Genomic DNA, 11158 nt, shown 5'->3' on the forward strand with positions numbered 1-11158 from the left:
TGCCACCGACAACCACCGGCCCCTCAACCAGCCGAGCCGCTGCCACCGATCCCCCGACCGAGCCGGATCGGTTCACCGGCAGCCACCGACCCTCGGCCGGCCGAACCGCCACACCGGCAACCGCCGATCCCCGACCGGGCCGGGCCGCTCCACCGACAACCGCCGACCCCCCGACCAGCCGAGCCGCTCCGCCGGCAGCCGGCGGTCGCTGGACCGGCGGATCGTTTCATCGGCATTTGTCCGCGCCCCGGCCGGGTCACCTCACTGGCAGCCGTCGGCCGCCTCGATCAGCCGGGCCGCCTCCCCGAGGGCCCGGCGCAGCACCACCGGGTCGGTGGCGAGGTCGGCCTTGCCGGGCGGCAGCAGCCAGTCGGAGCCTTCCACCGGGGGCTCGGGGTTCAGTCTGAGTCCGCGTCCGTCGGTCTCCGTACAGGTGCTGCCCGGCATGTCCCAGCCGGCCGCCGTACCCGCCGGAACCAGGAAGCCGAGGGTGGCGCAGCCGCCGTCGTGCAGCACGGGCCCCATCGCCTCACCGGCGCCGCGCCGCAGGATGTCGACCGCCTCGAGGCCCTGCCGGGCCGGTACCGTCACAAGGTCGCAGGCCGCCGCGTCGCCGTCGTCGACCCCGACCGACGACGGCGACGCACAAGGTTCGTTGCTCTGGCTGGACTCCCTGGTCTCCATTGCCGGCCTCCACCACACAGCCCTGTTGCGGTCCATGGAACCCAACGCGCGAGCCCGTCAACGGCTACGGCACAAGTGCGCCGCAAAGGATGGCACTTCATGGCAGATCGAGGATGAGATATCCGGTTTGTAGCCAAACACAGCGTGGCGGGTCCTTCACAGCAGGTACGTTCATGCCCGCCGGAACCAGGGCGTCACTCGGACAACTCGTCGCGTATCGCCCCGGCACCGGCATGGTTCGACGGTTCGCACGAGAGGACCCGGCCATGGCGTCGTCAACCGAGACCTCGTCACAGCCCGACCGGCCACCACGGCCGAACCTCGCCTTCCGGCACCTGCGCGGCAGGCGTTCACCGGCCGAGTTCGCGGCGCTCGTACGGCGCGCCGCGCGCGAGATCGGTGAGCGGGTGAGTTGTGACGCGCGTTACATCGGCAGGGTCGAGGCGGGCGAGATCCGCTGCCCGAACTACGCGTACGAACGGGTGTTCCTGCACATGTTCCCCGGTCGCACGCTCACCGACCTCGGCTTCGTGCCCCGCTCGGCCGTCCGCGGCCGCGCGGCGCGTACGGCCGCGGAACCCGGGGAACCCGTCGCCGCGGAGGCGCTCGGTGAGTCGCGGGAGGCTGTCGAACCGTATGACAGGCAGGACCCGTGCGGCGCGCCAGAACCGTACGCGAAAGACCATCTGAACCACGAGGAGAGCGACGTGCTGCGTCGCGCATTCATGACCGGCGGAGGCGCCACGGTGGCCGCCGCCACGCTGGGCCCGCTGGGGCTCACCACGGACGCCGCGGCTGCGGTCCGGACCACCCGCCGGCCCGGAACCCCGGAGGCACTCGCCCTGGAGGAGGCCGTCCGCCGGATCCGGCTGCTCGACGACCGGCACGGCGCGGACGGCCTCTACCGGCGCGCGGCGGCCCCGTTGCGCGCGGCCTACGCGCTTCTGGACGCCGGCGCGACCCGGCAGACCACCGCCGAACGACTCCACTCGGGCGCCGGTGAACTCGCCATCTCCGTGGGCTGGCTGGCGCACGACTCCGGCCGCTTCGACGACGCCCGCTCGCACTACGCGGAGGCGCTGGCCACGGCCCGCATGACCGGGGACCCGGCGCTGGAGGCGCACGCCTTCTGCAACACCGCGTTCCTGGCGCGGGACGCCGGCCGCCCCCGCGAGGCGGTCCGCGCCGCGCAGGCCGCACAGCGCGCGGCCGCTCCGCTGGGCTCGGCGCGCCTGATGTCCCTGCTCGCGCTGCGGGAAGCCGGCGGCTGGGCCGGGCTCGCCGACCGCACCGCCTGCGAGCAGGCACTCGTCCGGGCGCAGGCCCTCTTCGCGCGGGGCCGCTCGGACGACGACCCGGAGTGGATGAGCTTCTACGGCGAGGCCGAGCTGGAGGGGCTGGAGGCGCAGTGCTGGTCCATGCTGGGCGACTGGCGCCGTGCGGCCCGGCACGCGCGCCGGGCGGCGCATCTGCAGGATCCGCACTTCACGCGCAACATCGCGCTCTACACCGCGGAACTCGCCGACGACCTCGCGCGTGAGGGCCGCCCGGACGAGGCGGCCGCCGCCGGTTTGCAGGTGCTGTCGTTGCTGGACCAGGTCCAGTCCTCGCGGATCCAGAGCATGCTGGCGGGAACGGCTCGGGTGCTGTTGCCTCACCGGCGGGCGTCGGGGGTCTCCGAGTTCCTCGATCGGCATGCCTCCGTGCCGAGGACGGGGCGGGTGTAGGCCGTACGGGAAGGGTGTAGGCGGCACGGGAGGCTGTGGCTATCCCGCCAAGTGCCCCAGGTCGTTCCAGCTCTCGATCGCCGGCTCCCCGTAAGCCCAGCCCAGTACGGACAACGACGTCGGGTTGAGGCGGATCCGGGCGGCGAACTCCAGCGGCAGGCCCAGCCACCGCGCGCCTATGGAGCGGAGGATGTGGCCGTGGGCGAAGACCAGGACGTCGCGGTCGGCCGACCGGGCCCACCCCACCACCTCGTCCGCGCGCGCGGTCACGTCGGCGATGCTCTCCCCCTCCGGCACCCCGTCCCGCCAGATCAGCCAACCCGGCCGCACGGCCTGGATCTCGGCCGGCGTCATGCCCTCGTACGCGCCGTAGTCCCACTCCATGAGCGTGTCCCAGGTGGTGGCCCGGTCGCCGAAACCGGCCAGTTCGCACGTCTCACGCGCGCGTGCCAGCGGACTGGTGCGCACCTCCACGCCCGGCAGCCCGTCCAGCGGCGGCCGGTGCAGTCGCTCGCCGAGCAGCTTGGCTCCCCGCCTGCCCTCCTCCAGCAGCGGTACGTCGGTCCTGCCGGTGTGCTTGCCGGACAGTGACCAATCCGTCTGTCCGTGCCGGGCCAGCAGGATGCGGGGTGCCATGGGAGACCTTTCCGGGAGCGAAGGGGACCCTTCCATCATCGCTCAACCGGTTCCGGGGCAACCCGGCGGGCGATCTCGGCGTCTTTGTGGGCCGGAGCGCCCTCATGGGCGGGATACGGACACCGTAAAGTGACACGGTCGCCCTCCGGGGCACGCCGTACAGCGACAAGGGGGAGGGCGATCGGATGCCGCAGACCGAGACACCGGGCACCGAGGTGCTTCCGCGCACCCGGCTGCGCTGGTGGACCGAGCTGCCCCTGATCCTCCTCATCTACGGCTGCTACTCGGCCGGCCGACTCCTCGCCCGCGGTGACGTCTCCTCCGCCGTCGACCACGGCCTGGCGATCCTGCGCCTCGAGAAGGCCCTGCACCTCAACGCCGAGCACCCGCTCAACCGGCTCTTCACGCGCGAGCCCTGGCTCGGGGTGCCGGCCGACTTCTGGTACGCCTCGCTGCACTACCTGGTCACGCCCGCCGTCCTCATCTGGCTGTTCCGCAGGCGCGCCGAGTACTACCGGCGGGCCCGGACCTGGCTGATGACGTCCACGTTCATCGGCCTGATCGGCTTCACACTGCTGCCGACCTGCCCGCCCCGGCTGCTGTCCGCCGGCCACGGTTTCGTGGACACCATGGCGCACTACAGCTCGTACGGCTGGTGGGGCGGCGAGGCGAGTGCGCCGCGCGGCATGGGCGGGATGACCAACCAGTACGCGGCCATGCCGAGCCTGCACGTCGGCTGGGCGCTGTGGTGCGGGGTGATGCTGTGGCGGCACGGCGGCACGCGCGTGGCGAAGATCCTCGGTGTCCTCTATCCGCTGGGCACCGCGCTCGTGGTCATGGGCACCGCCAACCACTACTTCCTCGACGCGGTCGCCGGTGTCGCCGTGATGGGCGTCGGCCTGCTGCTCGCGCCGCGTGTCATGCGGATCCTGGACCTGGTCCGGGGCCGCCTGCTCCCGCGCCGCGCACCGGTCACGGAGGGCACGGGTTCCCCGATTGTCAGTGCCGGATGCCAGACTTCCGCGGGTGAGCGAATTCCACGGCAGCGCGAGTCGCAGGTCGACGCCGGGGCCGAACCGGACGCCTCCCCCAGCGACGCGGGAGAAGGGGCTGCGGCACCGGCTCGCTGAGCTGCGCGGTCCCGACGTACCGGCCAAGGCCCTGGACGCGCGCGCCCTCGCGGCGCTCGCCGCGAACCCCGGGTGCGCCCGGCGGGCGATCCTGGACGGCGCCGGGGTGGACAAGGCTCGGCTGGCGGGCGCGCTGGGCGCGCCGTCCGGGTTCGGGCAGTCGCAGTTCGCGCTGACCCGGGGGAACGCGTTCGAGGCGAAGGTGAAGGCCGACGGCGGCGCGGAGTTGCTGCGGCTGGCGCACGCCCGCCTGGATCCGGGCGCCGAACCGCCCGAGGGGGCCGCCGTACCGGACCTGACCGCGCACGGCCCCGAGGGGCGTACGGCTCGTACGGCGCTGGCGCTGCGCGAGGCCACGCGGGCGGGCGGCTGGACCCTGCTGGACCATCCGATGCTCGCGCTGGACGTGGCCGGCTCACTCGCCTTCCTGGAACCGGACGCGGTGGTGGTGCACCCGGACGGCAGCTGGTCGGTGGTGGAGATCAAGTCCTTCCCGTTGCTGGACGGTTCGGCGGACCCGGCGAAGGTCGGCGCGGCGGCCCGGCAGGCGGCGGTGTACGTGCTGGCCCTGGAGGAGGTGGCGGGACGGCTCGGCGCGGAGCCGCCGGGGCGCGCCGGTGCCGAGGGGGCGAGCGCCCATGACAGCGCTCCCGCGCCGCGCGTGCATCACCGGATCCTGCTCGTGTGCCCGAAGGACTTCTCCAACCTGCCCGCGGCATCCGCCGTCGACATCCGCAAGCAGCGCGCGGTCACCGCCCGCCAGCTGGCCCGGCTCACCCGGATCGAGGAGATCGCCGGGACCCTGCCCGAGGGCACGTGCTTCGCGCCCGACCGGAGTGCCGAGGAGCTGACGGCGGCCGTCGAGGCCGTCCCGGCGACGTACGCGCCCGAGTGCCTGTCCGCGTGCGAACTGGCCTTCCACTGCCGGGAACGCTCACGTGAGGAGGGCGCCGTCACCCGCCTGGGTCGGCCGCTGCGCGCGGAACTGGGCGGTCTGACCACGGTCGAGGACGTCCTCGCGGCGGCCCGCGGCGAGCGCGGCGACCCGGAGGACCCGGCGGTCGCGGCCCTGCGCCGGGCGGCCGCCCTGCGCGCGGAGGCGCTGGCGACGGCGGAGGCGCCAGCGGACGCGGCCCACCGGGAGGTCGCCCCGTGTCCCTGATCGCCACCCTCGCCCGGCTCGAGGCCGTCAGCAGCGGCCGGGCCCGGCCCGCCGCGACCGTCCGGCTCCGCCATCTGTCGGCGCGCCCGCTGGTGTTCGTGCCGCTCACCACCGCCGGTGAGGCGGGCGCCCCGCTCGGCGCGCTGGTCGGCACCGACCGGGACGCGCCCCGCCTGCTGGTCGTACCGCAGCCCCGCGACCGCGACCTGCGCTTCTCCTTCCTCGCCGACCTGGCCGACGTCGTCCTGCCGTACATCGACTCCTGCGCCGGGTCGGTGGAGGCGGCCGAGCGCACCGAGACCGACCCGGAGACCGGCAAGCGGGTCAAGGTCGAGGTCGAGCTGTGCGCGGACGCTCCCCAGCTGATCGTGCCCAGCCGGGCCGGTCTGGACCTCGTACGGCTGCTGGGCCGCTCGATGCGCTTTCGCCGGACCGCCGAGCAGGACCCGGAGGCCCCCTGTCCGGCGCCGCCCCGGGTGCCGCTGCTCGGCCGCTGGCTCACCCACTACGGCGAGCGCTCCCGCGTCCCCGGTTCCTCCCTCCTGCTCGCCCTGACCGATGTGCTGTCCCGGCACTGGGCGACCGGCCAGTCCAGCCTGGAGGACCAGCATCTGGGCGCGCTGCTCGCCTGGATCGACCCTCCGCGGGGCGAATCCGGCGCCGAGGCCGCGCGCCGGGCCGAGCTCGCCCGGGACGCCGCCGGCCAGCTGCTGTGCCCGCCGGCCGGTCCCGCCACCGACCCGGCCTTCGACAACAAGCTGCTGGCCCCCGCGATCGAGCGCTACGACCGCGCACGCACCGCGCTCGCCGCCGCCGAGGACGCGCTGACCGCCGACGACCGGCTGGCCGCGCTCACGGCGGCCGAGCGGGAGATCCGCGACCTGGTGGAAAGCCGCACCCGGCCCACCTGGGACGCGGTGTGGCGGGGCCTGGACCTGCTGCGGGCGCTGCCGGAGGGCGCGCACGTGGAGGAGCGCTGGACCCGCGACCGCTGGTCCTTCACCGGGCACCGCGACCGGGTGCTGGCGGGCGAGCCCCCGCAGCCGCGCCGGGACGACGCGGTGACGGCGGCGAACAAGCTGGCCACGCGTGAGCGCGAGCAGGCGCGTCTCGAGGCGCAGGAGGCGCTGGACGACCCGCTGGTGATGGCGGGGCGGCGGCTGGCCGGGGAGGCGTTCGCGGGCGAGGTGACCGATGTCGTCATGGCCTGCAACGAGGGCAAGCGGCCGAGCCCGCGCCCGCTGGTGACGGTCCGCACGGACGACCGGCCGCATCTCGCCGAGCGGGCGAAGGTGTACCGCTCGCTGGGCGGCAAGCCGCAGTCGGCGGAGTTCGTCGGCCATGAAGCCGAAGGCGTCCTGGTGCTCCGCGTCCTGGACAAGATGGGCCGCGGCAAGGAGCCGGAGCCCGGTTCGGTGCCGGAGAAGGGCGACCGGATCTGCTTCACCCTGTTCGAGCATGAGCAGCGCGGCGGGGCGAAGCTGCCCGACCCGGAGGAGACCCCGTGGACGCACGGCGGCCCGCCGGGTGAAGTCGTTCAGGAGGCGGCCGACCCCATCACCGAGGAGGACGTCCTGTGACGACGGTCGACTTCGACCCCGGAGCCGCTGCCGCCCGCGCCACGGACGCGATCCTCCACGACACCCTGCACGGCACCGAGCGCGGTGTGGTCGTGGACTCCCCGCCCGGCGCCGGCAAGTCGACGCTCGTGGTCCGCGCCGCCCTCGAACTGGCCGACGCCGGGCGCCCGTTGATGATCGTGGCCCAGACGAACGCCCAGGTGGACGACCTCGTCCTCCGGCTCGCCGAGAAGAACCCGGACCTGCCGGTCGGCCGCCTGCACAGCAGCGACAGCGACCCCTACGACAAGGCGCTGGACGACCTTCCGCAGGTCCGCACGTCCGCGAAGGCGGCCGAGCTGAACGGCCTGCCGGTCGTGCTGTCCACGGCGGCGAAGTGGGCGCATGTGAAGGCCGACGAGCCCTGGCGGCACGCGATCGTGGACGAGGCGTACCAGATGCGCTCGGACTCCCTGCTGGCCGTGGCGGGCCTGTTCGAGCGGGCGCTGTTCGTCGGCGACCCCGGGCAGCTGGACCCGTTCGCGATCGTCGGCAGCGAGCAGTGGGCGGGCCTGTCGTACGACCCCTCGGCCTCCGCCGTGACCACCCTGCTGGCTCACAACCCCGGCCTCCCCCAGCACCGCCTCCCGGTCTCCTGGCGCCTGCCCGCGTCAGCCGCGCCCCTGGTCTCCGACGCGTTCTACCCGTACACCCCCTTCCGCAGCGGCACCGGCCACGGCGACCGCCGGCTGGCCTTCGCGGTGCCCTCGGACGGCTCCGGCCCGGACCGGGTGATCGACGAGGCGGCGGAGTCCGGCTGGGGCCTGCTGGAACTGCCCGCCCGGCACACCCCGCGCACGGACCCGGAGGCGGTGCGGGCGGTGGCGGCGGTCGTGCGCCGTCTGCTGGACAGAGGCGGCGCGGCGCTCTCCGAGCGCTCGGACGACCCCGCTCCCCTCACCGCCGACCGCATCGCCGTCGGCACGGCCCACCGCGACCAGGCGGCGGCGGTGCGCACGGCGCTCGCCGAGCTGGGCGTCGTGGACGTCACGGTGGACACCGCGAACCGTCTCCAGGGCCGGGAGTACGACGTCACGGTCGTCCTGCACCCGCTCTCCGGCCGCCCCGACGCCACCGCCTTCCACCTGGAGACCGGCCGCCTGTGCGTCCTGGCCTCCCGGCACCGCCACGCCTGCATCGTGGTCTGCCGCGCGGGCGTCGGCGACCTCCTGGACGCCTACCCGTCCACGGAACCGGTCCAGCTGGGCACGCTGGTGAAGTTCCCGGACGGCTGGGAGGCGAACCACGCGGTGCTGGCACATCTGACGGAACACAGGGTGAGCCGGTGACCGTGACCGGAGACACGAGTGCCAGGTGAGCCTTCGGCCATGAGGGCCTCTTGCGGGGGCGCGGGACAATGGACGGTGGCCCACCTGAAGGCGGTGCCGAGCGAACCGTACGAGGAGGAGACAGGACATGGCGGAGCCCACGCCGCGTCGGAACGAACCGCGGCTACGCCCCGCGCCTCTGATCTTCGAGCCCGCGGAGGCCGCAGGCGATCCCGAGCACTTCTTCGACCTGGAGTCGATCGAGGATCCGCGGGCGCTGCTGGCCAGGGCCACGGAGCTGACCCAGGCGTTCCGTGCGGCCGCCGACCGGGCCGTGGAGTTCCAGGCCATCGCGGCGGCCCAGCTCGCCGACCCGCGCCGGTTCGACCGGCTGACCCCGGCGGACATCGCCGAGCGGGCGGAGTGGACCGAGGACTACGCGAAGAAGATGGTCGAGTTCGGCCGGGACCTGATGCGGGGGAACACCGAGGGGCGGGCGTACCCCGATCCGGTGTGATCCGCGCCTGGCATATGCCAGGCGGGCAAGATACTCCTGCCCTCACCGTCCTGTCCCGGTTTTCCGCAACTCAGGAGAATCGCGCGCTCACGGCCGGTACATGTAGGTGGCATGAGCAGCGCACCGAACGTCACCCGAGTCACCTCCGACGGCGTCGACTGGCTCGCCTCGGCGGGCCCGTATCCGCGGAGCACCCTCGCCCTCTGGGAGGAGCGCCCGCACGCCCCGGTCGTCCTGCCCTGCGGCACCGTGTTCGACGTGGTGAGCGCCCCGGTGATCTTCGGCCGCCGGATGCTGGACCGGCTGTGGGACGACGGCCCGGGCTCGGGCCCGGTCGCGGTGTTCCGGGGCCGCATGCTGCTGTTCGCCGCACCGGGCACGGCCCAGCGGCTGCCCTCGCTGCTGGCGTGGGAGGAGTGGGGCTCGAACCGTACGCAGGCGGTGCCGCCGCTGCTCTGTCACGGCACGGGCGACGCGGTGACCGTCCCGGCGCCGGCCGGCTGCGACATCCCCGGCGACTCCCGCTGGCTGGTCGCTCCGGACAACCGCCACCCCTGGCTGCCGGGGCCGGAGGTCGTGCTCTGGGCGGCCGTGCGGGCGGCCCGCGCGGCCGTGCGGATTTCGATTTTTCCTCCCGCCGACCAGGATGCTAAGGTCTACGACGTCAGCAGGCGCCGCTAGCTCAGTTGGTTAGAGCAGCTGACTCTTAATCAGCGGGTCCGGGGTTCGAGTCCCTGGCGGCGCACGATGGCGAATGGCGAGGCATGTCCGCAGCAGACGCGGAAGGCCTCGCCATCGTCGTTGGTGGGCGGCTTCGCCGCGCGTTGTGGGACTTCACCACCCACACCCCCCCATCAGGTCGGTCCAGTGGCCGTGGGCCGCAGGAGTCAGCCCGGGACCCCCGGCGTGATCCTCACCGTCCACGCCCCCGAAGCCGTCCTCCCCTCCACCTCCACCTGTACGCCCTCCCCGGGCACGGTGAAGCTCTCGCCGAGGGCGACCGGGGCGTCGGCGAGGGGTGGATAGACCGAGTTCTCCCAGCAGGCCTCGGTGTGCGGGTGGGCGTCCACGACCTCCACCGGGCCGCCGCCGGACTCCGCCCCGCTGCTGATCCGGTACACCAGGACGCCCTGCCGGCAGGTGGCCCGGTCGTTGCCGGCCGCCCCGCGCGCCTCGAAGGCCAGGGCCCTGTCGGGCCCGGTGCGCACGATCGCCAGCTTCACCCCGTGCCCCAGGCCGAAGGCCGGGGCGCCCGCCGTGCCCTGTACCGGGACACCCGGGCCGGCCTCCAGCGGCTCCAGGGTCAGCCGGGTCGGCCGTGCGCCGCGCACGCACACCACCTGGCGCGGATCCAGCCAGCCCAACTTCCACTTGTGCCAGGCGAACACGTCCGGTGACAGCCCGAACTGGCTGCCCATCAGGTCCCAGTCGCCGACGTAGGTGTCCCAGTCGCCCTTGCCGTCGACCGGGCGGTGGTAGAGGTCGGGCAGGTCGAACACGTGGCCGGTCTCGTGGGCGAGGACCAGGCGGTCCGGCGGGTGCTTCTCGAAGACCGTGACGACCCGGCGGATGTCGACGCCGTCCACATGGACGGGCGTGTCGAGGTTCACGACCTTCGTGGCGTCCGAGTCGACGCCGGGCGCGTCGGGGTCGGCGACGAGGTACACGACCCGGTAGCGGGAGAAGTCGACCTCCTTGTCGGCCACGGCGAACGCGTCCCGCAGGTATGCGGCCCGGTCGTCCACGTCCCAGTCCCGCTTTATCGCGTACGCCGTGGACGGGCGCGGCATGCGCAGCCAGTGCCGCAACGGGTGCGGGCGGAGGGTGAACCTGCCGTAGGAGGCCTGCTCGTAGTAGCGGCTGGTGGCCGGGAAGTGGTCGGCGGCCAGCTCGGCGGGGGTGGTGCGCGGGGCGGCGTCCGGGAAGGACAGGAAGACCATCACGGCGTCGAGCGCGCCGGTCGGGCGGGTGTAGTCGGCGTTCCAGGTGTCCGCGCCCTCGGAGTGGTGGGCGTCGGTCCGGTGCAGGGCGCAGGGGGCCGTGGAGAAGGGCTCGGCGGCCGCCGGACCGCCGAGGATCGATGTCGCGGCGAGCGCCGACAGCGTGGTGCACACGGCGGCGGTGCTGCGCAGCTTGGGCACGGACATGACCTCCGGACGCGGTTCGCGGGACCGCATCCAGATTGCTGGTATTTATTGCGCTGTGCCCTGTTCGCCTGCACCACAAGGGTGAGCGCGCCCCCGAAAGCGCCGGCGCGCTCCGGCGCCCGACACCCCGAAACACTCACGGAACGTCACAACTGGTCGGGGGCCTGAAGAACCCGTCCACGTGCGGGCAGAAACGATCTGTCAGAAACTGTGCTCCGTCCGGGACACTGGACAGTGGCTGGAAGGGCCCGGGGCCAGCCTCTATGAT

The 11158-nt window shown here is 73.7% G+C and carries 10 protein-coding genes and 1 tRNA gene; 8 read left to right on the forward strand and 3 right to left on the reverse strand.

All coding sequences use genetic code 11. The features are described 5' to 3' along the window. Positions 1 to 261: 261 nt before the first annotated feature. Complete coding sequence (locus ACWGJ5_RS27375) at positions 262 to 684, reverse strand: hypothetical protein (protein WP_453312326.1); 423 nt, start codon at positions 682 to 684, stop codon at positions 262 to 264. A gap of 266 nt (positions 685 to 950) precedes the next feature. Between ACWGJ5_RS27375 and ACWGJ5_RS27380 the strand changes: the two genes are divergently transcribed. Further along, positions 951 to 2411, forward strand: a complete 1461-nt coding sequence (locus tag ACWGJ5_RS27380; RefSeq protein ID WP_453312327.1) for a hypothetical protein — start codon at positions 951 to 953, stop codon at positions 2409 to 2411. 39 nt (positions 2412 to 2450) lie between these two features. On the opposite strand, the gene ACWGJ5_RS27385 is transcribed toward ACWGJ5_RS27380, so the two are convergent. After that, positions 2451 to 3047 carry a histidine phosphatase family protein gene (locus ACWGJ5_RS27385; protein WP_453312328.1) on the reverse strand — a complete coding sequence of 199 codons (597 nt, stop codon included), beginning with the start codon at positions 3045 to 3047 and terminating at the stop codon, positions 2451 to 2453. A 185-nt stretch (positions 3048 to 3232) separates the two neighbouring features. Here ACWGJ5_RS27385 and ACWGJ5_RS27390 point away from each other — a divergent pair, with 185 nt between their 5' ends. From ACWGJ5_RS27390 to ACWGJ5_RS27420, 7 genes are all read left to right on the forward strand, one after another. Further along, positions 3233 to 4177, forward strand: coding sequence for a phosphatase PAP2 family protein (locus tag ACWGJ5_RS27390; protein WP_453312329.1), 945 nt, complete (start codon positions 3233 to 3235; stop codon positions 4175 to 4177). Further along, on the forward strand, positions 4158 to 5339 hold the full coding sequence (locus ACWGJ5_RS27395) for a hypothetical protein (protein ID WP_453312412.1): 1182 nt from the start codon (positions 4158 to 4160) through the stop codon (positions 5337 to 5339). The genes ACWGJ5_RS27390 and ACWGJ5_RS27395 overlap by 20 nt, the downstream gene beginning before the upstream one ends. Next, positions 5330 to 6919, forward strand: coding sequence for a hypothetical protein (locus ACWGJ5_RS27400; protein WP_453312330.1), 1590 nt, complete (start codon positions 5330 to 5332; stop codon positions 6917 to 6919). The genes ACWGJ5_RS27395 and ACWGJ5_RS27400 overlap by 10 nt, the downstream gene beginning before the upstream one ends. Beyond that, on the forward strand, positions 6916 to 8247 hold the full coding sequence (locus ACWGJ5_RS27405) for an AAA domain-containing protein (RefSeq protein ID WP_453312331.1): 1332 nt from the start codon (positions 6916 to 6918) through the stop codon (positions 8245 to 8247). The genes ACWGJ5_RS27400 and ACWGJ5_RS27405 overlap by 4 nt, the downstream gene beginning before the upstream one ends. Positions 8248 to 8374: 127 nt before the next feature. Next, positions 8375 to 8743, forward strand: coding sequence for a hypothetical protein (locus ACWGJ5_RS27410; RefSeq protein WP_228621837.1), 369 nt, complete (start codon positions 8375 to 8377; stop codon positions 8741 to 8743). Between the two features lie 111 nt (positions 8744 to 8854). Beyond that, a complete protein-coding gene (locus ACWGJ5_RS27415) occupies positions 8855 to 9424 on the forward strand; it encodes a bifunctional DNA primase/polymerase (RefSeq protein ID WP_453312332.1) in 570 nt (189 codons plus the stop codon). Continuing rightward, positions 9415 to 9488, forward strand: a tRNA-Lys gene (locus ACWGJ5_RS27420). Before ACWGJ5_RS27415 ends, ACWGJ5_RS27420 begins: the two co-directional genes overlap by 10 nt. A 142-nt stretch (positions 9489 to 9630) precedes the next feature. On the opposite strand, the gene ACWGJ5_RS27425 is transcribed toward ACWGJ5_RS27420, so the two are convergent. Then, complete coding sequence (locus tag ACWGJ5_RS27425) at positions 9631 to 10890, reverse strand: M6 family metalloprotease domain-containing protein (protein ID WP_453312333.1); 1260 nt, start codon at positions 10888 to 10890, stop codon at positions 9631 to 9633. Between the last annotated feature and the right edge of the window lie 268 nt (positions 10891 to 11158).

The organism is Streptomyces sp. NPDC054783, assembly GCF_053611725.1.

Bases quoted from the DNA above. Each gene is read 5' to 3' on its own strand.
- ACWGJ5_RS27375 (WP_453312326.1), bottom strand. From the start codon at position 684: ATGGAGACCAGGGAGTCCAGCCAGAGCAACGAACCTTGTGCGTCGCCG.
- ACWGJ5_RS27380 (WP_453312327.1), top strand. From the start codon at position 951: ATGGCGTCGTCAACCGAGACCTCGTCACAGCCCGACCGGCCACCACGG.
- ACWGJ5_RS27385 (WP_453312328.1), bottom strand. From the start codon at position 3,047: ATGGCACCCCGCATCCTGCTGGCCCGGCACGGACAGACGGATTGGTCA.
- ACWGJ5_RS27390 (WP_453312329.1), top strand. From the start codon at position 3,233: ATGCCGCAGACCGAGACACCGGGCACCGAGGTGCTTCCGCGCACCCGG.
- ACWGJ5_RS27410 (WP_228621837.1), top strand. From the start codon at position 8,375: ATGGCGGAGCCCACGCCGCGTCGGAACGAACCGCGGCTACGCCCCGCG.
- ACWGJ5_RS27415 (WP_453312332.1), top strand. From the start codon at position 8,855: ATGAGCAGCGCACCGAACGTCACCCGAGTCACCTCCGACGGCGTCGAC.
- ACWGJ5_RS27425 (WP_453312333.1), bottom strand. From the start codon at position 10,890: ATGTCCGTGCCCAAGCTGCGCAGCACCGCCGCCGTGTGCACCACGCTG.